Genomic DNA, 21,832 nt, shown 5'->3' with positions numbered 1-21,832 from the left:
TCCGGGCGTCTTGCCCGGACAAAGGCTTCGGGCTATCCCCTGGGGGATGAAGACCTTCCGCTCCGCCCTGCTGACGCTGTTCGCCCTTCCCCTCGTGGCGCTGGCCGAGACCCCGGCTCCGGCCGCGGCGCAGAAGCCCGCCGCCAAGCCCGCCGTGCAGGAGAACTGCCCACACCCGGAGACGCCGGCCGATGCGAAGCCGGCCTCGGGCTGGACGCTGACGCGTGGGGAGGCGCTCAAGGGAGCTCCCGCCGTGAAACTGGCCGAGCTGCTGGCGAAGCCGCAGCCCCACGACGGCAAGACGGTGCGCGTGGAGGGCCAGGTGCGCAAGGCCTGCCAGAAGAAGGGGTGCTGGATGGAGCTGGCCGAGGGGGCGAAGGGCGCCGGGGTGCGGGTGACGTTCAAGGACTACGGCTTCTTCGTGCCGCTGGACTCGGCGGGCGCGTCGGCCCGGGTGGAGGGCGTGGTGAAGGTGTCGGAGCTGAGCGAGGACATGGCGAAGCACTACGAGGCCGAGGGCGCCATCGTGCCCCGTGGCGCCGACGGCAAGCCGCGCGAGGTGCAGTTGGTGGCCACGGGCGTGGAACTGCGCCGCTGAGCGATGGCACGCAGCTTCAGCATGAGGGGCGTGATGGGCGCGGCCGACCGGGCCGTGCAGTACGCCCGCAACTGGCTCCTGGCGACCGAGCCCGGCTCCCGAGTCCATGACGTGCAGGAGGACCCGCGGTTCCAACACCGTGGGGTGGACCTGCTGTGGGAGCTGCCCTCGGGAGAGGTGCGCGGCATCGAGGTGAAGGGAGACCGGCAGCCGCGCCGTCGGCGCTACTTCTTCGAGCTGGTGTCCAACCTGGAGCGGGACACACCGGGCTGCTTCCTCTACAGCGGCGCGGATCTGCTGGTGTACGTGTTCCTGGCGCAGGGGGAGCTGCACGTGCTGCCGCTGAAGGCGGTGCGCGAGTGGTTCCTGCCGAGGGCGAAGTCGTACGAGCTGCGGCACACCTTCACGCAGACGGGGGCCATCCGCTACACGACGGTGGGCGCGGTGGTGCCGGTGAAGGACGTGCAGGAGGCGGTGCCGGAGGTGAAGTACATCCCCTTCCCCCGCCGGGGACGCGCGGCCGAGGACGCACAGTCCACCGGGGAGGAGATGCCGGGGCAGCCGCCAGCACAGGAGAAACCCGAGGAAGACGTACCCTATTGAGGGAAGACCCTCACCCCAACCCTCTCCCAGGGGGAGAGGGGGCCTACACAGTGGCCAACCAGGTTGGACCCTCTCCCCCTGGGAGAGGGACGGGGTGAGGGTATGGGGAGCACCCGGGTTGCCCCCTGTGCATGGTCACACGGGTGAGGGAACTGAAACACATCCCCTCACCCTGACCCTCTCCCGGAGGGAGAGGGACTGTGCGCTCAGTGCTGGTGGTGGTGACGACGGTGACCCGGGTGGGCCTCGTCGTGAGCCTTCTCGACGCGGGCCCGGTCGTTGGCGAGGGCGGCGAGGGCGGAGCGGTCACCGAGCTGCTTGTGGGCGTGCTCGAGGCGGGCGACGAGGTCCAGCGCGAGGTGCCAGTCCTGGGTGCGCTCGGCCTCCTCCAGGAGGGGGCGGCCCACGGTGACGACCTTGTCGTTGGCACCGAGGTGCAGCAGAGCATCCACGGCGAGCACGCGCGAGAGCGGCGAGCGCGCGCCATCGGTGGCCACCTTCTGCAGGTCCTCGAGGGCCGGGTCGCGCTCGCCCCGGGCGGCGCGGACGATGGACCGGGAGATACCGCGGCGGTCCGGCAGGAGGAACTCCTCCAGGTCGGCGAAGGCGTCGGCGTGGCCGGTGTGGCCCGCCTTGGCGAGCATCTCGGCGAGGTCGTCGAAGGCGCGGGCGGCGCGCTCGTCGAACACGCGCAGGGCTTCCTGCATGAAGCCCGGCTCGGGCTCGCCCTTGTCATTGACGGGCAGGCGCTTGCGCAGCTCGTTCATGCGCTCGAAGGCCGGGCCCACGGGGGCCTGCTGCGAGCCCTGGAGGAGCTGTCCGAGGGAGCCCATGAGCTGGGCGAGGCCCTCGGAGAGGTCATACGGGGCGGCCCGATCCGACAACCAACGCCGCCACAGCTCTCCGGCGGCGGCATAGGGGAAGGGAGCGAACTGGCCGGTGCCCTTCCACTGAGGCATCCAGCCCTCGGCGATGCTGCCGGGGTACTTCTTCTCGGCGAGCTGGCGGAAGTCCGCCTCGCTCACCTGGACGCCGTAGTGCCCGAGCGTCCCGATGATGGCCTCCGTCGAGTAGTCCTTCAGCCCCTTGCGCTGCCACGCCTTGTCCACGCGATCCGTGCTCACCGCTGCCACAAGCCTCCTGGCGCCTGGAAACGGCGCGTGCGGCCTTCTAGCAGAGAGCGGGCGGCCGGGGGCAAGGCCCGGCCGCGCCAAGCGTCAGACGTAAGGCGGAGCCACGTTGGGGACGGAGGGCCAGACGGTGGCCCTGCGCCGGCCATCCTCCACCCGGCGGGCCAGGTAGGGCTGGCAGTCGCGCTCCTGGAAGGCGCGCTTGAAGGCGGCGAAGCTCCCACCGGCCTTCCAGGCGTCCATGGCGGCCAGACCCGCCTCGGGGCCGCACTGGGCCAGCATGTACTCCACCCAGGCCCAGCGGGCCGAGGTGGGCCGCACCTCGGCGCGCCCCTTGAGGCCCTTGCGCAGCCGCTCCAGCCGGTTCTCCACCTCGCGGATGCCGGCGAAGGGGGCCCCATCCAGGGGCGTGTTGCGCTTGGCCACGAAGGGCGCGACGCCCAACGCCACCGGGAGGATCTTCGACAGCTCCACGGTGAAGCGCGCCAGCTCGTCGATGTCCGCGTCCTCCTCCAGGGGGAGGCCGACGACGTTGTACACCTTGAGCTGCCGCATCCCCGCCGTCTTGGCGAAGTTCGCCGCCCGGATGATCTGCTCCTCCGAGTGTTTACGATCCACCAGGTCCCGCATGCGCTGCGAGGGCCCGTCCGCGGCCACGGTGAGGTTGGTGGCGCCTCCGCGCCGCAGCTGGTCCACCAGCTCCTGGGTGAGCCGATCGGCGCGCAGCGAGGACACGCCCACCTCGCGGCCGGCGTCCACGAGGGTGCGCAGCAGCTCGACGATGCGGGGGTGGTCCGTCACGGCCGCGCCCACGAGGCCCACGCGCCTGGCGTGCTCGGGGATGAGCGACAGCACGCGCTCGGGGGGCACGGTGCGCATGCCGCCGTTGGTGGTGCGCCGCATGACGCAGTAGTGGCACCCGCGCGAGCAGCCGCGCTCGGGCTCGATGAGGAACATCGAGCGCAGCTCCGTGTGCGGGGTGATGATGGCCGAGCGCGCCGGCAGCCGCGCGTCCGTGGCCTTGGCGACGTGGTAGCGCTGGCCACCGCGCCCGGCCACGCGGAAGCCAGGGATGGCCGCTAGGTGCGTGAGGAGCGCGTCCTTGTCCATGGACGCAGCGGCCTCCAGCAGGACGTGGATGAGGTCCTCGGCCTCGCCCTGCACGAGCACATCCGCGAAGGGCTCGAGCGGATCCGGATTGGAGAAGGTCAGGGGCCCGCCGGCCACCACGAGCGGGTGACGCTCGTTCCGCTCCTCCCGGAGGAGGGGAATGCCAGCCAGGTCCAGCATGGAGAAGAGCCCGGTCAGCTCCAGCTCATAGGCGACCGAGAAGGCCAGCATGTGGAAGCTGGAGACGGGGGCCTGCGATTCGAAGGAGAAGAGGGGTGTGCGGGTGCGGCGGTACGCCTCCACGTCATCGGGGAGGAAGGCGCGCTCGGCGGTAGCCCCCGGATGCTCGTGAATCTCCCGGTACATGGCCTGGTAGCCGAGCGAGCTCATGCCCACGTGGTAGGGGCTCGGGTAGCAGAGGGCCACCCGGTAGGGCGCCTCCTTGCGGAGCGTGCCCTGCTCATCGGCCAACAAGGCCGCGACGCGTTCGACGAGTGAGTACCGACCCTCCATGCACCTTCCTGGGAAATGCGGCTGAGACAGTGTTCAACCGTGCATAAACACCGCGGCCCCGCGCTGCCACTCCCGCGTGGGGGAGGAGCAACCGGGGCCGCGATTCACACCGGTCCGGGCCGGAGCCCGGCCGGTAACTGGCAACTAGCTCTTCTTCGGCTTGAAGGACGGCGGCCGACGGGCCGGCGCGCACACGCCCGGCGAGTAGATCTTCTGGCGGCCGAAGTCTGCCTCGTCCACGACGACCACATTGTTCAGCGTGGTGTCGCACTTCACGTCGAAGTCCGGGTTGAGACCGGAGCCGTCGCCGCAGTCCGCGTCCGTCTCGCAGGCGACGGTCGGCCACAGCGCCCACACCTCGTACTCGGCCTTGCAGCCGGTGCCATCGCCGTACACCACCGTGCCACGCAGCTGGGTGCCCGGAGCCGACGGCTCCGAGTACACCTGCACGTCCTTGAACTGGTACTCCGCCGTCTGGGCCGGCACGCGCACCTCGTCACCATGAGCCGGCTTGTAGACGATCTCCTTCGCCTCCACCCGGGTCTCGGGGAAGCCGGACGCCGTGCACATGTTCTCGGAGTCCGGCATCTCGGTGAAGTTGGTGGACATGTTGGTGGCCACGGTGGGAGTAACGCCCTCGGACAGACGCGACTCCTCGTAGGTGTCCATCTTCGGCTTGCCGTTCGGGTAGACGGCCGGCGTCCCGTCGTCGTTCGACTCCTGGAACGGGTACACGAACGTGATGAGCGAGGCCTGCCCGTAGGGACGGATGGCCACCTTGGACGCGGTGCCCTGCGCCTTCTGCTCCTCCGTGGCATCGGGGTTGATGTACTTGAAGACGCCGATCAGCTCACCCGTCAGCTTGCCGCAGGACGTGGTCGCCTGCGCCGGATCCTTCAGGGTGTACTTGGCCGTCCACTCCGCGGAGTCCTGAACGATGCAGCCAGCGGACGGCTGCTCGAAGCAGCCGGAGATCATGCCGGCCGCGCCCATCACGGCCACTGCAGTTGCGATACGCTTGGTCATGTTTCTCGAATCCAATTCCGGCTGGAGTTCCTAGAAGGTGTACTTGATGCCGAAGCGGATCTGCCGCGGCGTCTGGTACTGGGTCGGCTTCCTGAAGTTCTTGTTGAGGTCGTCCTGGGTGAGCTGCCCCGCGGGCTGGAGCGTGTCCTCGTTGATCTTGGTGATCATCTCCGGCTTCAGATCCCCGGGCTTCACATTCGGGTCGGTGACCGGCTGCACGCTGGCGAACGTGTAGTTGTTGTCCAGCTGCGTGGCCTCCTGGAAGTTGAACAGGTTGAACACGTCCAGGCTCACGGAGACCACGTTGGTCTTCGTCACGCGGTAGTTCACACCGATGTTGGAGTCGATGTTGTGCACCCAGGGGGAGCGGCCCGCCGTGCCACGCTGGAGGATGAAGGCCTCGCTGGTGCCGTAGGTCGGGTGCGCGCCGATGAAGCTGACGGGCGAACCGGAGTTGCCGCGGTACGACAGACCGACGCTCGCGGACAGGTCGTTGGAGAAGTTGAACTCCTTGGCGCCGAACAGCTTCACCGAGTGGGTGCGGTCGTACGGCAGCAGACCCTCGCGGTTCACCAGGAGCGAGCGCAGGTCGAAGTCCGACAGGATGTTCGGATCCAGCTGCTCGTTCTCCGGACGGAACAGACCGGGGTAGTTACCGAACAGCTTCGACCAGGTGTAGCTGGCCTGCGCCAGCCAGCCGTCGGCGAAGGTGCGGTTGAGGAACACCGTCACGGCGTCGTAGTCGCGGGTCGCCTTCGGGAACGCCGAGGCGAAGCCCTGGCCCGGGTTGCCCAGGAAGTACGTGTTGCCGTCATCGTTGCTCATGTCCTCGATGACCGAGTTCATCTTGCGGTGCGTGTAGGACGCACCGGCGCGGATGTTGGCGAACAGCTCGTACTCGGCACCGACGAGGTACTCATCCGAGGACTGCGGCTGGATGTTGGGATCCACCGGCTCCTTGTCCGACTTGCCGCCGCTGAACCTGAAGCTCGGATCCAGGCCGTAGTCGTCCTTGGTCTGGATGACCGTGGACGAATCGACGCACTGGGCGTGGCCCGCCGGCGTGTCGATGATGGCCGGATCGCACGCGCCCGCGCCCGCCTTGCGGCTCGCCTGGAAGCGGGGCTCGGTCGGGAAGTTGCGGTCCAGCAGGTTGATGGGCACCTGCTCGTAGTAGCGCGCGAAGTTGGCGAACACCTTCATGCGGCCGTTGGCGAGCGGATCGACGATCACACCCAGGCGCGGGGAGATCTGGTTGCCCAGCACGAAGGCCAGGTTGCGATCACCGCCGTACAGCCACTGGGCGTCGTAGCGCACACCCACGTTCAGCGTCACGCGGCTGGCAATCGTCCAGCTGTCCTGGAGGAAGCCACCGGCGGTGGTGCTGGTGGACAGGGACTGCTGGCTGAGGGTCGGGATCGCGGCGTCCGGACCGGTCTGGTAGCCGTAGCGGCGGTAGTCCTGCCAGGAGCCGCCCGTGAGCGACTCGCGCAGACGCACGCCACCAGGGAACGACTTGAGCACATCGTAGCTCAGCAGCTCCACGTCCGCGCCGGCCTTGATGACGTGGTTGCCGAGCAGGCTCAGCAGGTACGTGCCCTTGGTGTTCACCTGGACGCGATCCAGCTTGCCGTCCGAGAGGTTGGAGTAGCCGCCCGCGGTATAGTTGAAAGCCGGGCAGGCCACCGAGCCGGACGGGGTGTCAGCGGCACCCTCGTCGCACAGCGCGTCGATGTTGTCGTAGCGCTCGAAGTAGCCGATGGAGCGCGGCGCGCGGTAGGTGATCTCCGACAGGCCGGCCAGACCCGTGGTGTCACCGGGGCGGCTGCCGTCGAACGGAAGGGTAGCGGCCGTCTGGTGGAACCAACCGAGGTTCGCGTCCACCAGGAACTTCTTGTCCGCGAAGGCGCCCGCGTACTTGAGGGCGAGGGCCGTGGTGCTGGCGATCTCCTGGCGGGTACCGAAGCTCTCGGGCTTGCCGTTGAGACGCTCCGGGAGCCGGCCCGTCTGCGGGTCGATGGCCAGCGCGCGGGCGCTGCCACCACCCGACACGCTCGGCGTGCCCGAGACGGACAGCGACACGTTGTGGTCCTGGTTGACGAGGTACGTCAGCTTGCCCATGTACTGCATGGCGCGAGCCGTGCCCAGGAAGGTGCGCGAGGAGCCGGGGATGGGCTCGGTCAGCGTCAGACCCGTCTCCGGATCCACGCGGGGCACCGCCACCTCGGACACCTCACCCGTCGCATCGTCCGTCTGCTGGACCACGTCCGTGAGGATGCGGTTGACACCGCGGGTGTGGGTGTAGCGGCTGAACGACGGCGACACGCCGGCGAAGAACCACAGCTTGTCCTTGATGATCGGACCGCCGAGGGTCGCGCCGACGTCACCGAGCACATCCAGCGCGTTGAGGCCGGTGACCACCGAGCCGTCGTTCACCACCGTCGCGGCCCTGCCACCCAGTACGCCCGGGGTGATGCTGCCGAAGATGGTGCCGTGGAACTCGTTGGAGCCGGACTTCGTCACCGCGTTGATGACACCGCCGGTGGAGCGGCCGTACTCCGGCATGTAACCGCCGGTGATGATGTTGACGTCCTGCACGAACTCGACGCTCAGCGGGCTGGCGTTGATGCCGAAGGCCGGGTCGTTCGTGGACAGGCCGTCCACCACGTACCCGTTCTCCGGGGACGAGGTGCCGTTGATGGACACGCCGTACGAGTCGTTCTGCGCGCCAGGGGCCAACTCGGCCAGGCTGTCGAAGGAGCGCGCCGCGCCTCCCTTGCCGCCGGGACGGTTCACCGCGATGCGCTTGATGAACTCCTGATCCACGTTGACGCCCGTGCTCGTCGAGCCGACGTCGATGGTGGGCGGGCGGGCGGTGACCTCGATCACCTCCGAGAAGTTCTCCGGCAGCAGCTCCACGTTCACGCGGATGGTGCGGTCCAGACGCAGCTGGACCTCCGAGCGCGAGAAGGGCTTGAACGACTCCTTGTCGAACCGCAGCGTGTACACACCGGGCGGCAGCTGGGGAATACGGTACTCGCCCTGAGCGTCCGTCACCACGACCTGCTCGCCCTGCAGGTTGGGCGAGGTGGCGGTGACGACGACATCAGCGACCGGCTTCTTCGAATCGGCACTGACAATCTGACCGACGATCACGCTATCGGCATAGGCCGCGGTCCCGTACGAAAGACCGGCGACCACGACCACTCCGGTTGCCCGGAGCATTCGTTTCACTTGCATGCTGGGAACCCCTCCAAGGTGGGTCTACTGCAACCAAAATGGTCGGGGAAAATATCGGAGGTCCACCACTTGTCAATATGCCGTTGATTTTTGGTGACTAGTGGGGCATTGCGCGATCACGCGGGTGAACCTCCAGGGTGGGGTCACTTGCACCCGGCCAGGGTTTTTGTAATGTAGCGCGCCTTTTGCGATCCTGGCGGGACTGTGGTGGGTCTCCATTAGGAGTAGAGGAGCGTAGCGCATGTTCGACTCTGTCCTTGACCGTGGGCAAGGCCCCAAGTCTCGCGTTGGCGTGGGCGCCGTCATTTCGGTCGTCCTGCACGTGGGTGTGTTCGCCGCGGCACTCTGGCTCTCCACTCGTCCTGCCAAGCAGGAGGAGAAGGAGGTGGAAGTGACGTTCAAGCAGGCCATGGCGCCGCCAATGGCCGCCGCGCCGCCTCCGCCTCCGCCGCCTCCGCCGGCCAAGAAGAAGAGCTCCACCAAGAAGCCGGTGGTGAAGAAGCCGGACGTGATCGTCCAGCCCAAGGAGATCCCCCAGGAGAAGCCGCCCGAGGTGGAGCCGGATCCGAACGCCGCGGAGGAGGAGGCCAGCGAGGAGGAGGTCGAGGGAGGTGTCGAGGGTGGCGTCGAAGGCGGTGTGATTGGTGGCGTGGTCGGTGGTGTGGTGGGCGGGGTGCTGGGCGGTCAGCTGGGTGGCACGGGAACGGACGTGCTGCCGTTCGGCGCGGGAATGACCCGCCCGGAAAAGCTTTCTGGTCCGGCGCCTCAGTATACTCGCGAGGCGCTCGAGGCCCGCGTGCAGGGCCTGATGATCGTCAAGTGCGTCATCACCACGGAGGGCAAGATCGAGCGGTGCCGCATCATCAAGCCGCTGCCGCACATGGAGCAGGCCGTGCTGGACGCCCTGTACGCCCAGCGCTACCAGCCCGTGACGTTCCAGGGTCGCCCCGTGCAGGTCGACTACACCTTCAACATCCGTCTGAGCCTGCCCCGCTGAGGGAAGGGTTCCCCGCCTTGTCGTAATCGCCGTACCCCAACCGCGCTCGAGGAGGAGCGCTTCCCCCAATGAATCATTCCGCTGATTTCACGATTGCTGGTATCTGGGCCAGCACGGGTCCGTTCGCTCGTGCAGTCATCTTCACCCTGGCGATCATGTCCATCGCCTCGCTGGTGGTGATGGTGGAGCGCATCATCGTCTTCCGCAAGACGCGCAAGGACTCGCGCAACTTCGCCGCCAAGATGGGGGCCATCCTGGCCAAGGGCGATCTGCAGCAGGCCGCCAACACCAACATGGGCAAGGACGTCGGCCACCTGGGCCGCGTCATCAACTCGGGCCTGACGGCCTACCGCATCAGCCCGTCCAACAGGGACGTGGCGGTGGAATCGGTGGCGCGCGCGCTGGAGCGCCAGGCGCAGCGCGAGGTGCAGAGCCTCAAGCGCGGCCTGGGCGTGCTGGCCACGGTGGGCTCCACGGCCCCGTTCGTGGGTCTGCTGGGCACCACGATGGGTATCGTGACGGCCTTCCAACTCATGGCGGCCTCGGGCGCCGGTGGTCTGGGCACCATCTCCGCCGGTATCGCCGAGGCGCTCATCACCACGGCCTTCGGTCTGCTGGTGGCCATCCCCGCCGTTATGGCCTACAACTTCCTGTCCGGCTGGGTGGACTCGCGCTCGGTGGACATCTCCGAGTCCTCCAACGAGTTCCTGGACGTGGTCGCGCGCAACCTGGGCGGTGGCTCGCACTCCACGCAGCAGGGTTAGTCAATCCGAGAAGCCCGCCTCCTCGTGCGTCGGGTCCCCGTGAGAGCGGGGGCCCCACGTGGGGCGGGCACGCTCCTTTCCTGCAACAGGTGCACGCATGGGAATGTCCGTAGGTGGCTCCCAAGGGGGCCCGAAGAGCGACATCAACGTCACGCCCTTGGTGGACGTGGTGCTGGTGCTCCTCATTATCTTCATGGTCGTCACGCCCATGCTTCAGCGTGGCAAGTCCGTGAGCCTGCCCAAGGCCTCCAAGGTGGAGGACTCGGAGAAACAGGGCACTGACCCGGATCCGGTCATCCTCTCCGTCACCACGGACAAGAAGATGTTCCTGGAGCAGGACGAGTTCGACGCGGCCGGCCTCGAGGGCAAGCTGCGCGAGACGCTCGCCTATCTCCCCAACAAGAAGATCCTTCTCAAGGGTGACAGCGCCCTCACCGTGGGCGACGTGCGACAGGTGATGGAGATCACCCGCAAGGCCAAGGCCAAGAAGATCTTCCTCGGCGTCGAGGAGCTGAAGAAATAGCCATGGCCAAGACGCGCAAGTTCGTCAAACCCGCGACCCCGCCCAACTCGGACATCAACGTCACGCCCCTGGTGGACGTGGTGCTGGTGCTCCTCATCATCTTCATGGTCGTCACGCCGCTCCTCGAGAAGGACATCGAGGTGCGCATCCCGGAGACGGAAGACGTGCCCGTGGAGCAGATGCCCCAGGACAACAACCAGCTCATCGTCAAGCTGGATGCCAACGGCACCTACTCCATCAACACGGATCCGGTGAGCCCGGAGGAGTACGTCGGCAAGCTCAAGCGCATGCTGGCCGCCAAGACGAAGGAGGACCGCATCGTCTTCTTCGTGGCGGACGACAAGGCCAACTACGGCAAGCTGGTGGCCGCTTTCGACGGCGCCAAGCAGGCCGGCGCCTTCGTGCTGGGCATGGCCACCGAGGACATCCCGGCGGCCGCCGCTGGCGCCGCGGCGGGCGATCCGGCGGGTGATGCGGCTCCCGCTCCGGCTCCCGCCCCGACTCCGTAGTCTCAGCATGGTTCACATCCAGGGGCTCGTCGGCTAGAGTGTAAAATTCTCATGGCCGACGAGCTCCTCGTCTTCGAGCAGACCATCGAAGCAGTCTTCGTACGCGCGCTGCACGGGCGCCTCCCGCCCGGTTGCAAGGTGCGCCTGCGCCAGGCGGGGTTGGATCTCGACCAGAAGCTCCGCCCCGCCTATCCCTTCGACTCGTGGATGGCCTTCCTCCGCATCACGGCGGAGGAGCTCTACCCGGGCGAACCGCTGGAACAGGGCGCCTTCAAGATCGGCGAGGCCTGCATCGACGGCTTCCGCGAGACGATGCTGGGCCGGGCCGTGCTCTCGCTGCTGCGCGTGCTGGGCCCCAAGCGGGCGCTGATGCGGGCCACGCAGAACTTCCGGGCGGGCAACAACTACACCGAGTCACGCCTCAAGGAGCTGAGCCCGCGCCAGTTCGAGCTGTGGATGAACGAGGTCGGCTCGCTGCCCACGTTCACCGCGGGCATCATCCACGCGGGCCTGCGGACGGCCGGCGCGGAGAGCATCCGCATCGACCTGTCCGGCTACGACGGCCACGCCTGCACCTACTGCATCAGCTGGAGCGAGGCCTCGGTCTCCTCGGGCGTGGCCGGCAGGGGCGACTCCAAGGCCGCCACCAGGTCCGGATCCATCAGCTCCCTGTAGATGAGCTCGGCGATCAGCCCCGTCACCATCCAGATGGGCAGGATGTAGAGCGACGTCATCTGCCAGAGGATGGCGCCGCTGTCCGCGTAGTACCAGATGCGGTAGCCCGTGAGCTGCTCCAGGATGACCCCGCTGATGCCCTCGAAGACGAGGATGGCGAGGCCGTAGAGCACCGCGCGCAGCAGCGTGGGGTGGCGGAAGGTGCGGCGGTAGATGGCCTCGATGAAGTAGAAGCAGGCCACGCCGTAGATGAGGAACATCCACAGCGAACACTGGCCGTACGCCGTGACCACGGGCGTGTCCCAGATGTCGTTGAGGCCCAGCCGGTCATCCACCCGCCACTGGAAGCGGAAGAGCATCTCGAGCAGCGGCACGTGCCGGGCGATGCGGACCAGGTTGTAGAAGAAGATCTCCGACGACAGCCCCACCATGCCGTAGAGGCAGAAGCGGAAGATGGCGAACGTCAGCTTCATCCGCGCATTGCGCTTCAGGTCCGCGCGGCGGACGTGGACGGAATGGGAAGAGCTCTCCGGAGTCGGGACCGAAGTGGTGTGTTCCATAGCGCCCCAGAGTACCTGAATTCCGCACTGGCTGTCCTCTTCCCTCCCCACGGTACGAGCGGGTTCCCGGCGGCGCTCCGCCTCCTGGGACGCGCCATCCGGGCCCGGGGACGCGCCGGAGAAGGGCCCTCCTCGGAGGAGGGGCCGGTACGCGCATTGCTCCCGCGTGGCGAGGACCATTCGGAGGACGGGACATGCTGGCGCGGGTGCGGTCGGGCGCGTTGATGGGCATCGACGCGGTGGTGGTGGAGTGCGAGGTGGATATGGCCCTCGGGTTGCCCTACTTCAACGTGGTCGGGCTGCCGGAGGGAGCCGTGCGCGAGTCCAAGGTGCGCGTCGTCTCCGCGCTGAAGAACTGCGGCTTCGAGTTGCCCTCGAAGCGCATCACCGTGAACCTGGCCCCCGCGGACATCCGCAAGGAAGGGGCGGCCTTCGAGCTGCCCATCGCGCTGGGCGTCCTGGCGGCGGCCAGGCTGATGGAGGAGGAGCCCCTGTCACGCTACCTCTTCGGCGGCGAGCTGGCGCTGGACGGGTGGGTGAAGCCCATCAAGGGCGTGCTGCCGCTGGCCGTGGCGGCGCGTGACGGAGGTTACGAGGGGGTGATGGTGCCGGCGGCGAACGCGGCCGAGGCCTCGCTGGTGGAGGGCATCCAGGTCCTGGCCGTCCAGCACCTGCGCGAGGCGGTGGACCACCTCACCGGAGAGAAGCTCCTGACCCCCTTCATGCGCGAGAACGGCTCCCCTGCCCTCCTCCGCGGACGCCAGGCCCCGCTCGACATGTCCGACGTCCGGGGCCAGGGGGACATCAAGACGGCCCTGGAGCTGGCCGCCGCTGGAGGCCACAACGTGCTGCTCTGCGGCCCTCCAGGCTCGGGCAAGACGATGCTCGCCCGGCGGCTGCCCGGCATCCTCCCCGCCATGACGTTCGACGAGGCGCTGGAGGTGACGAAGATCTACTCCGTGCTCGGCTTGCTCGGAGACGACCAGGCGCTGATGCGCGAGCGGCCCTTCCGCGCTCCCCACCACACCATCTCCGACGCGGGGCTCGTAGGAGGGGGTCCGGCCACGAGGCCCGGAGAGCTCTCCCTGGCACACCATGGCGTGCTGTTCCTCGACGAGCTGCCCGAGTTCCGCAAGAACGTGCTGGAGGTGCTGCGCCAACCGCTGGAGGAGGGCTCCATCCACCTGGCGCGCGCGACACAGCACATCACCTATCCCTGCCGGGTGATGCTGGTGGCGGCGATGAACCCCTGCCTGTGCGGCTACTTCAACGTCCCCGGGCGGAGATGCCAGTGCCAGGAGCACCGCGTCTTCGACTACCACTCGCGGGTGAGCGGTCCCCTGTTGGACCGCATCGACATCACCCTGCAGACGCGCCCGGTGGAGTACCACCACATCTCACGCAACGGCGAGGAGGAGCCGCCGAGCACCTACTACCGGGAGCGCGTGGAGGCCGCCCGCGAGCGCCAGCGGTTCCGCTACCGCGACGAGCCGGGAGTCCACTGCAACGCGCAGATGCCGGTGCGGCTGCTGCACCGCTACTGCAAGCCGTCTCCGCTCGCCGAGAAGAATCTCCAGATGGCCATGCACCGCTTCGGCCTGTCCGCGCGCGCCCATGACCGCATCCTCAAGCTGGCGCTATCCCGGGCGGACCTCGAAGGGCACGACCGCATCGAGGACGAGGACATGCTCCTCGCCATCGACTGCCGGCAGATCGACCGGCGGGACTGGCTGCACGCCAACACCTTTGGCGGCCCTCCACCCCGCCAGGATGTCTTCAGCCAAGTGCGGCGTCCCGGGGGGAACTCCCGGTATCCGGGGGACTCTTGAGCGCGCCCTCCCCCACCTTCACGGGCCGCACCAGCTCGGGCAATGGGCCGGTGATGAGACGGGCCGAGCGCTTGAAGGCGACGTACGAGTAGGCCCAGTCGAGGAGCACGGCCAGCTTGCTGCGGAATCCGATGAGGAAGAGGATGTGGATGCCGAGCCACGCCATCCAAGCGGAGAAGCCCGAGGACTCGAAGCGCTGGAAGGCCACTCCCACCGCCTTGCCGCGCCCGATGACCGCGTAGGTGCCCCGATCCCAGTAGCGGAAGGGCTCCATCGGCTTGCCCTCCAGGTGGCGACGGATGTTGCGCGCGGCATGCTTGCCCTGCTGGATCGCCGCGGGCGCCACTCCGGGGATGGGATTGCCGTCCTGGACGAAGTGCGCCAGGTCCCCGATGACGAAGACGTCCTGGCGGCCCGGGACGGTGAGCTCGGGCGACACGTGGACGCGGCCCGCCCTGTCCAGCGGCGAGCCCAACGAGCGCGCCACCGGGGAGGCGGCCACGCCAGCGGCCCAGATGGTGCTCCACGCCGGAATGTGCTCCTCGCCGATGTACACCCCCGTCTCGTCGATCCGGGTGACTCGCGTGTTCGTGCGGACCTCCACGCCCAGCTTCTCCAACGCGCGGCGGGCCTTCTCCGAGAGGTCCTCCGAGTAGACGGGCAGCACGCGCGGCAGGCCCTCCAACAGGAGGATGCGGGCCTGAGAGGGATCGATGTTGTGGAAGTCCTTGGCCAGCGTGTGACGGGAGATCTCCGCGAGCGCCCCGGCCATCTCCACGCCCGTGGGCCCCGCGCCGATGATGACGAAGGTGAGCAGCTCGCGACGGCGGACCGGGTCCGGCTCCCGCTCGGCCATCTCGAAGGCCAGCAGTACCCGGCGGCGGATCTCCAGCGCGTCGTCGATCGTCTTCAACCCCAGGGCGTACTTCGCCCACTCGTCATGGCCGAAGTAGGAGTGCGTCGCCCCGGTGGCGATGACGAGGTAGTCATAGGACAGCTCGCCGTCGGCCAGCAGCACGCGCTTGTTGGCCACGTCCACACCCGTCGCCTCGGCGAGCAGGACCGTCGAGTCCCGGCTCAACAGGCCTCGAATCGGCGAGGCAATCTCCCCCGGGCTGAGGGTGGCCGTGGCCACCTGATACAGCAGGGGTTGGAATAGATGGTGGTTCTGCCGATCCACCACGGTGACCCGCACCGGGGCATTCCGCAGTGCACGCGCCGCGTACAGGCCGCCAAAACCACCACCCAGGATGACCACGTGGGGAAGCTTCTCGCGTAGGCCCGTCATGTTCAGGAAATTCCTCCCGGCGGGCTCGAATTCAAGGCAATCGACGTCCCCACGTCTAGCCCGTACCCGGCGGCGATGGAGCGAGCTAGAAGGCCGGGTGATGAAGCTCCTGTCCCCCCTCATCCTGCTCTTCCAGGCCGTCTTCCTCATCCTGTGGCTGGTGTTCTGGATTACCGTGTCCGGGCTGGCGGCGCTCCTCACGCTCAATGGGGAGCTGCCACTGATGATGGCGCGGCGCTTCTGGGCGCCCATGCACTGGCACATCACCGGCTCGCCCCTGCACGTGGAGCCGCTGCCGGACGTCGACTGGAGCAAGCCCCACATCTTCCTGATGAATCACCAGTCCGCCTTCGACATCCCCGTGGCGTTCGCGGTGATTCCGGTGAACATCCGCTTCATCGCCAAGCACGTGCTCAAGTGGATTCCCTTCCTCGGCTGGTACATGGCGGCAACGGGGATGATCTTCCTCAACCGCTCCAACCGGCGCGAGGCCATGCGCAGTCTGAAGTTGGCGGGTGAGCGCATCCGCGCCGGCTCCAACATCCTCGCCTTCCCCGAGGGGACGCGCTCGAAGGACGGGCGCATCCTCCCCTTCAAGAAGGGCTCGTTCGTGCTCGCCGTGGAGGCCGGAGTGCCCATCATCCCGATGGCCGTCGAGGGCACGCGCGGGATGCTCCCCAAAGGCAGCATCCGGCTGCGGCGCCACCCCATCCGGGTGAAGGTGGGCCAGCCCATCTCCACCGAGGGAATCAAGGGAGCCGAGCGCGAGGTCCTCATGAACCAGGTGCGCGACATCATCATCCAGCTCCACCGGGACATCGGGGGCGAAGGAGGCGTGCCAGAGGAGCCCCCCGCGTCGGAGAACCCCCAGAACGCCGACCTCGCCCCCTGAGCCCCCTCCCCTCTCCCTCCGGGAGAGGGACGGGGTGAGGGTACCCGTCACCGTCCTCCTGCCCCCTCCGCTCCACCGCGCGAGACCCTTCACGCGGAACGAGACGCCCGAGCACCACGTGCACCGAGGGAGACACACGCGGCACGACCATTGCTCAAGCACTTCGCGGCGCGCCCGGGCCACTGCGGCACCGAGGCGCGGCCCCACTCATGAAGGGCGGCGAGGAGCGACGATGAACAAGCTGACGGAGAAGTTGAAGGCGGTGGCGGCGGCGGTGGCGGCGATCGAGAAGCAGTTCGGCAAGGGCGCGGTGATGCCCCTGGGCGGCGAGGTGCGCGAGCAGCGGGTGGCGGTCATCCCCTCGGGCTCGGTGGGGCTGGACCGGGCGCTCGGGGTGGGCGGCTACCCGCGCGGGCGCGTGGTGGAGATCTTCGGCAACGAGTCCTCGGGCAAGACGACGCTCACGCTGCATGCCATCGCGCAGGTGCAGGCGCAGGGAGGCGTGGCGGCCTTCATCGACGCGGAGCACGCGCTGGACGTCAACTACGCGCGCAAGCTGGGCGTGCGCGTGGAGGAGCTGCTCATCTCCCAGCCGGACACCGGCGAGCAGGCGCTGGAAATCACCGAGCAGCTCGTGCGCTCGGGGGCGGTGGATCTCATCGTGGTGGACTCGGTGGCGGCGCTGGTGCCGCGCGCGGAGATCGAGGGCGAGATGGGGGATGCGCACATGGGCGTGCAGGCGAGGCTGATGAGCCAGGCGCTGCGCAAGCTGACGGGCGCGGTGAGCCGCTCGGGGTGCTGCATCATCTTCATCAATCAAATCCGCATGAAGATCGGCGTGGTGTTCGGCAACCCGGAGACGACCACGGGAGGCAACGCGCTGAAGTTCTACTCCTCGGTGCGCATGGAGATCCGCCGTGCGAGCAACCTCAAGGACGGCGAGACGGTGGTGGGCACGCGGGCGAAGGTGAAGGTGGTGAAGAACAAGGTGGCCCCGCCCTTCCACGAGGCGGAGTTCGACCTGCTGTACGGCGTGGGCATCCACCGCGCGGGCGAGGTGCTGGACCTGGGGGTTCAGGCGGGGCTGGTGGACAAGGCGGGCAGCCACTTCAGCCTGCGGGGGGAGCGCATCGGACAGGGCCGGGAGCGGGCCACGGAGTGGCTGCGCGAGCACCCGGATGCCATGGAGGCGCTCGCCCGTGAGCTGGTGGGGACGGCGCTTCCCGTGCCCCCGCCGAGCGCCAGCACCGAGATGGAGATGCCCGCGGCGGTGGCCTAGGCACCAAGCGCGTCGAGCGACACGGAGGGCACCGGGAGGCGGCGCTGGCCCGCGCGCAGGAACAGGTGGCCGCCCTCGTCCTGCTCCAGCAGCTCGCCGAGCTGGTACTGGGCGTCCCGGGAGAAGCGCGCCTTGCCCCGGCCGCCCTTCACCCCACACGTGAGGACGCCGTCGGAGCCCACGGCGAGGGTGGCCGGATCGAGCGCCTCGGCGGTGCGGTCACTCAGGCGCACGGACACCCGCTCGTCCGAGGTGACGTCCACGGTGCGCACCTCGTAGGCGGCGTCCTCCACCTGGACGTAGCACCAGTCCTTGCCAATCTGGAGCTGGTAGCGCCCCTCGTCATCGAGCACGAGCGAGGTGTTGAAGAGCTCGATGATGCGCGGGTGCTCGATGGGCTCGTCGTCGTGCCACCAGCGCAGCCGGGCATCGAGGCGGATGCCGCTGTCCTCGCGGGTGTGCCAGCGCTTGCCGAAGGGCGGAGGGCCCGAGGGCGGTGTGGGTCCTGAAGGCGGTTGTGTCACGCGTGTTATCTGCGCGCCCGGAGGCGGCCGGTCAAGCCGGCGCGCCCGGCGCTACCAGTTCCGGACAAGCTCGGTGTAACCCCGGAAGGCCACCGCGCCCCAGAAGTTCACCAGCACCCCGAGGACCACCGCGGCCTGCACCGCCCGGTTGCGCAGGGACCAGCCACCCACGGCGAAGAGGAGCAGGAGGTAGGGCGTGTAGTCGATGCTGAACCGGAAGCCGAACTGCATGTAGCCGTCGTTCTGGTAGAAGAGCCCGGGCAGCGCGGTGACGGCCAGGGTGAGCCACAGCGGCCAGTGCAGGCGCGGCCTCAGCTTCGGCACCACCAGGAAGACGAGCAGCGGCAGCGTCAGCAGCAACGACAGGCCGTGCGGGTCGTACGCCAGCCGCAGCGGATTGAGCGAGATGTCCGGCAGCAGGAGGAAGGCCGCCCGCAGGTTGCGCGAGAGGTAGACCAGGTTGAAGAGGCCCCACCGGTCGATGTCCACGTTGACGCGGTTGTTGTAGAGGAACGCGTGGCCGAACTCGCCCGGGCTGCCGAAGCGGTAGAGGTTGTAGGCCGCCGCCAGCAGCGCGAGCGGCGCGGCCCCCAGGGCGAACAGGCCCAGCTTGCGCAGGGCGGGCTTCCAATTGGAGCCCAGCTCGCGCAGTTGCGCGAACCGCCCCTCCGGCCCGGGACACAGCGCCTCCAGCACGAAGAAGAGCCCGGCGAACAGCAGCGGCGTGCGGGTGAGCGTGGCCATGGAGAAGAAGAGGCCCGCCAGCACCGGGCGGTGCGCTCGCACCGCGTTGCGCACGTAGAGGCAGGTGAAGGCCACGCCCATGACCTCCGCGCTGAACCACACCTCTCCACGAATGGCCGCGTAGAAGAAGAGCGTCCCGAAGGCCAGGATGAGCGCCAGACCCACGTTCTCCGTGCGGTCACGCGCCGTCTCTCCCTCCTTCGCGAGGAAGCGCAGCAGTGAGTAGAAGAGCGCCACCGCCAGCGCCCCCACGATGACCCCGAACGAGGTGTCGTTGAACTGGTAGCCGTGCAGCGCCACGAAGGGCAGCATCACCACCGCCGGGAAGGACGGGAAGCTCACGTACCAGCGGTCTCCCGGCTGTAGCCGGCCCTCGCACCGCACCTTCTTCCCCGCCACCTCGCGCACGCACGCCCAGTCCTCCAGGTTGGGCAGCACCTCGGGGTCCAGATCCAACCGCCCCTCCAGCCACGCCTTCGCCTGGTACACGAAGTGCGGAGCCTCGCTCTGCCGCAGGAAGCGCTGCGAGCTGAAGCTGGCCAGCACCGCGAAGCTCACCAGGAAGAGCACCACCTCCACCCGGTACGCCGCCAGCCACATCCGCAGCGCCGTCCCCACCACCCCACCCCGAGCCTCCGTGTGCACGGTGCGCTCACCAGGCTCCGCTGGCGCACCCGCGCCCGAAGGGCTCTCGGGAGCGGCGGGTGCGGCCGTTGGCGACCCGGAGGCCGCCTCGGGAGCGGGCGGCGCGGGCTCGCGGGTCTGGGCGGAGGACGGCTTGGAACGCTTGGACTTGGAGCGGCTCATGGGGTGGAAGGCGCGGTCAGCAGGCGCTCACGCAGCAATTCGAGCGCGTAGGAGGCGGCGAAGAGACGCACGAGGTCCCGATCGCCAGGAATGGAGAAGCGCTCGCAGCGGGTGGGGGCCCCCTCCGCCGCGAGCGCACAGTAGACGGTGCCCACCGGGTCCTCGGGCGTGCCCCCCGTCGGGCCCGCGAAGCCGGTCACGGACAGGCCAAAGGTCGTCCCGCAGGCGGCGCGGATGCCCTCGGCCATGGCCACCGCCACCGGGCTCGATACGGCCCCGTGGCGGGCCAGCAGCTCGGCTGGCACTCCGGCCCAGGCCGTCTTCATCTGCTCGGTGTAGACGACTGCTCCGCCCATGAGGAAGTTGCTCGCACCGGACACGCCGGTGAGCTGCGCCGCGATGAGGCCCCCGGTGCAGCTCTCCGCGAGCGCCAGCGTGGCCCGGGCCTCCGTCAGCAGCTTCGCCAGCACGACGGCGTAGGTGTCCCCATCCGCGCCGTACACCGCCAGGCCGAGCTCCCGGCGCGCGGCGGCCTCGGCGGCGGCCAGGGCGGACTCGGCCTCGGCCTGGGAGGGCGCCTCCGCCAGCAGCTTGAGCTGGTTCTCCGGCGCGTGCGTACGGAAGCCGAACACCACCCGGGGGTGCGCCACGGCCAGCGGAGCCACGCGCGCGTCGAGGACGGACTCGGGGATGCCCACCGTCCGCAACAGGCGGAAGGCGCGGTACGTGCGCTCCGGCTTCTTCTCCAGCTCCGAGCGCACGCGCGGCAGCACCTCACCGTCCACCAGCGCCCGGTACTCGCGGGGCACTCCGGGAAGGAAGAAGAGCCGGCAGCCCTCCATGCGGACGATGAACAGGGGCGCGGCGCCCACGGGGTTGGGCACCACCTCCGAGCCCTCGGGAACGAGCGCCATGCGAGCCACGTTGGGCGTCAGCTCCCGGCCCCGCTTCCTGGCTCGCTCGCGGAGGAACTCGAGGGTCCCCGCGTCCTGGACGAGCGGCACGCCCGCGGCGGCGGCGGCACACTCGGCGGTGAAGTCATCCGCCGTGGGGCCCAGCCCGCCGGAGACGATGACCATGTCCGCCCGGCTCGCGGCCTCGCGCAGGGCGCGGGTGATGTCCTCGCGCACATCCCCCACCAGCACCACCCGCGTCACCTTGATGCCCAGCTCGAAGAGCCGTGCTTCCAGGTAGGGGCTGTTGGTGTCAGGGGTCAGACCGGTGACGAGCTCGTCACCGGTACACAGGAGCTCGACGCGCATGGGCGGGGCATCCTAGCGGCCCGCGCCGCCCCCGGCACGCACCGAGTCACGGACTACCTGGCGAGCGTGTCTTCCTCGTCCCCGTCTCCGTCCTCGTCGTCCTCCTCATCGAGGACGGCCGCGGCGACGCCGGCCCCGGAACCCAGCTTCCGGGCCACGAGCCGGTTGCGGACCAGGAAGGCGGACTCCAGGAGGCCAAAGGCGAGGTAGGCGAACGAGTAGGCCACCAGCACGTAGGCCGGGTGGAAGCGGGTACCGATGATGACGCCGCTGGCGAGCACCAGCATCATCACGAGCGCCGAGCGAGGGGACAGGCGCAGGTCCTTGAAGGTCCGATACCGGACGGTGGACACCATCAGCAGCGCGAGCGTGACCACCGCCACCGCCACGGGAGCACGGGCCTCGGCGGCGAGCACCGCACCGCCGGTGGCGGCGTGGTGGGCGATGATCATCGAGACGAACACGCTGGCGGCCAGCGGGATGGGCAGGCCGACGAAGAAGCTCCCACCACCGCCGTGGGGGTTGCGCATGGCCAGCACGTTGAAGCGGGCGAGCCGCAGGGCACCGCAGGCCGCGAAGGAGAAGGCGAGGAACATGCCCAGGAAGCCCAGGGGCTCCAGCGCCCACTTGTAGGCCAGGAGAGCGGGCGCAGCGCCGAACGAGACGACGTCCGCCAGGCTGTCCAGCTGCATCCCGAAGTCGCTCTGGGTCTTCGTCAGGCGGGCCACCCGGCCGTCGAACCCGTCGAAGAACATGGCGAAGAGGATGGCCAGGGCCGCCTGGTAGAGGTGCGTGGGACCCGCTTCACCGGTGCACAGGGTCAGGGCATAGAAGCCGCAGAGGATGGATGTGACGGTGAACAGGTTGGGCAAGATGAACAACAACTTGCGGGGTCTCACGTTCTCCTGCCTCCTCTGTCGGCCATCGGCCGTTCCGGTTTGAAGCCGGGGGAGAACGGA

General features: G+C 68.7%; 20 protein-coding genes. 10 read left to right on the top strand and 10 right to left on the bottom strand.

All coding sequences use genetic code 11. From position 1 onward, the window contains the following. Positions 1–46: 46 nt before the first annotated feature. On the top strand, positions 47–598 hold the full coding sequence (locus NR810_RS43415; protein WP_257461370.1) for a DUF4920 domain-containing protein: 552 nt from the start codon (positions 47–49) through the stop codon (positions 596–598). A gap of 3 nt (positions 599–601) precedes the next feature. Next, the gene (locus tag NR810_RS43410; RefSeq protein ID WP_257461369.1) at positions 602–1,201 is read left to right on the top strand and encodes a hypothetical protein; all 600 of its coding nucleotides are present in this window, start codon (positions 602–604) and stop codon (positions 1,199–1,201) included. Between the two features lie 206 nt (positions 1,202–1,407). Here the strand turns inward: NR810_RS43410 and NR810_RS43405 are convergent, their stop codons facing one another. The 4 genes from NR810_RS43405 to NR810_RS43390 form a co-directional block, all read right to left on the bottom strand. After that, the gene (locus NR810_RS43405; protein ID WP_257461368.1) at positions 1,408–2,325 is read right to left on the bottom strand and encodes a hypothetical protein; all 918 of its coding nucleotides are present in this window, start codon (positions 2,323–2,325) and stop codon (positions 1,408–1,410) included. Positions 2,326–2,418: 93 nt separating this feature from the next. Beyond that, positions 2,419–3,954: a B12-binding domain-containing radical SAM protein gene (locus NR810_RS43400; protein ID WP_257461367.1), complete on the bottom strand. Its 1,536-nt coding sequence runs from the start codon at positions 3,952–3,954 to the stop codon at positions 2,419–2,421. Between the two features lie 144 nt (positions 3,955–4,098). Next, positions 4,099–4,980 carry a hypothetical protein gene (locus tag NR810_RS43395; RefSeq protein WP_257461366.1) on the bottom strand — a complete coding sequence of 294 codons (882 nt, stop codon included), beginning with the start codon at positions 4,978–4,980 and terminating at the stop codon, positions 4,099–4,101. A 30-nt stretch (positions 4,981–5,010) separates the two neighbouring features. Beyond that, positions 5,011–8,220 carry a TonB-dependent receptor gene (locus NR810_RS43390; RefSeq protein ID WP_257461365.1) on the bottom strand — a complete coding sequence of 1,070 codons (3,210 nt, stop codon included), beginning with the start codon at positions 8,218–8,220 and terminating at the stop codon, positions 5,011–5,013. 241 nt (positions 8,221–8,461) lie between these two features. Here NR810_RS43390 and NR810_RS43385 point away from each other — a divergent pair, with 241 nt between their 5' ends. The 5 genes from NR810_RS43385 to NR810_RS43365 all read left to right on the top strand — a co-directional run bounded on the left by NR810_RS43385 (position 8,462) and on the right by NR810_RS43365 (position 11,688). Beyond that, entirely contained in the window at positions 8,462–9,217 is a 756-nt protein-coding gene (locus NR810_RS43385) for an energy transducer TonB (protein WP_257461364.1), read from the top strand. Between the two features lie 68 nt (positions 9,218–9,285). Then, positions 9,286–9,981 carry a MotA/TolQ/ExbB proton channel family protein gene (locus tag NR810_RS43380; protein WP_257461362.1) on the top strand — a complete coding sequence of 232 codons (696 nt, stop codon included), beginning with the start codon at positions 9,286–9,288 and terminating at the stop codon, positions 9,979–9,981. Between the two features lie 97 nt (positions 9,982–10,078). Beyond that, positions 10,079–10,504, top strand: a complete 426-nt coding sequence (locus NR810_RS43375) for an ExbD/TolR family protein (protein WP_257461360.1) — start codon at positions 10,079–10,081, stop codon at positions 10,502–10,504. Between the two features lie 2 nt (positions 10,505–10,506). Further along, positions 10,507–11,013, top strand: coding sequence for an ExbD/TolR family protein (locus tag NR810_RS43370; protein ID WP_306819006.1), 507 nt, complete (start codon positions 10,507–10,509; stop codon positions 11,011–11,013). A gap of 51 nt (positions 11,014–11,064) precedes the next feature. Then, complete coding sequence (locus NR810_RS43365) at positions 11,065–11,688, top strand: DUF2378 family protein (RefSeq protein ID WP_257461358.1); 624 nt, start codon at positions 11,065–11,067, stop codon at positions 11,686–11,688. On the opposite strand, the gene NR810_RS43360 is transcribed toward NR810_RS43365, so the two are convergent. Further along, complete coding sequence (locus NR810_RS43360) at positions 11,589–12,161, bottom strand: hypothetical protein (RefSeq protein ID WP_257461356.1); 573 nt, start codon at positions 12,159–12,161, stop codon at positions 11,589–11,591. The genes NR810_RS43365 and NR810_RS43360 overlap by 100 nt on opposite strands. Positions 12,162–12,442: 281 nt before the next feature. On the opposite strand from NR810_RS43360, the gene NR810_RS43355 reads away from it, so the two are divergent. Continuing rightward, the gene (locus tag NR810_RS43355) at positions 12,443–14,077 is read left to right on the top strand and encodes a YifB family Mg chelatase-like AAA ATPase (protein WP_257461355.1); all 1,635 of its coding nucleotides are present in this window, start codon (positions 12,443–12,445) and stop codon (positions 14,075–14,077) included. On the opposite strand, the gene NR810_RS43350 is transcribed toward NR810_RS43355, so the two are convergent. After that, positions 14,025–15,365, bottom strand: coding sequence for an NAD(P)/FAD-dependent oxidoreductase (locus tag NR810_RS43350; RefSeq protein ID WP_257461354.1), 1,341 nt, complete (start codon positions 15,363–15,365; stop codon positions 14,025–14,027). The two genes, NR810_RS43355 and NR810_RS43350, sit on opposite strands and share 53 nt — an antisense overlap. Positions 15,366–15,465: 100 nt before the next feature. Between NR810_RS43350 and NR810_RS43345 the strand changes: the two genes are divergently transcribed. After that, positions 15,466–16,257, top strand: a complete 792-nt coding sequence (locus NR810_RS43345; RefSeq protein WP_257461352.1) for a lysophospholipid acyltransferase family protein — start codon at positions 15,466–15,468, stop codon at positions 16,255–16,257. 232 nt (positions 16,258–16,489) lie between these two features. Then, a complete protein-coding gene (gene recA, locus NR810_RS43340) occupies positions 16,490–17,536 on the top strand; it encodes a recombinase RecA (RefSeq protein WP_257461350.1) in 1,047 nt (348 codons plus the stop codon). On the opposite strand, the gene NR810_RS43335 is transcribed toward recA, so the two are convergent. From NR810_RS43335 to pssA, 4 genes are read right to left on the bottom strand one after another with little or no spacing between them, the layout of a single operon-like run. Next, positions 17,533–18,060 carry a DUF1285 domain-containing protein gene (locus tag NR810_RS43335; protein ID WP_257461349.1) on the bottom strand — a complete coding sequence of 176 codons (528 nt, stop codon included), beginning with the start codon at positions 18,058–18,060 and terminating at the stop codon, positions 17,533–17,535. The genes recA and NR810_RS43335 overlap by 4 nt on opposite strands. Before the next feature lie 51 nt (positions 18,061–18,111). Then, positions 18,112–19,611: a hypothetical protein gene (locus NR810_RS43330; RefSeq protein WP_257461348.1), complete on the bottom strand. Its 1,500-nt coding sequence runs from the start codon at positions 19,609–19,611 to the stop codon at positions 18,112–18,114. Further along, complete coding sequence (locus tag NR810_RS43325; protein ID WP_257461347.1) at positions 19,608–20,873, bottom strand: competence/damage-inducible protein A; 1,266 nt, start codon at positions 20,871–20,873, stop codon at positions 19,608–19,610. The genes NR810_RS43330 and NR810_RS43325 overlap by 4 nt, the downstream gene beginning before the upstream one ends. 53 nt (positions 20,874–20,926) lie before the next feature. Next, positions 20,927–21,772, bottom strand: a complete 846-nt coding sequence (pssA, locus tag NR810_RS43320; protein ID WP_257461346.1) for a CDP-diacylglycerol--serine O-phosphatidyltransferase — start codon at positions 21,770–21,772, stop codon at positions 20,927–20,929. Between the last annotated feature and the right edge of the window lie 60 nt (positions 21,773–21,832).

This window comes from Archangium lipolyticum (assembly GCF_024623785.1).
Taxonomy (GTDB): Bacteria; Myxococcota; Myxococcia; order Myxococcales; family Myxococcaceae; genus Archangium; species Archangium lipolyticum.
Note: the sequence above shows the minus strand (reverse complement) of the source record. Positions and strands in the feature narration are given on the sequence as shown.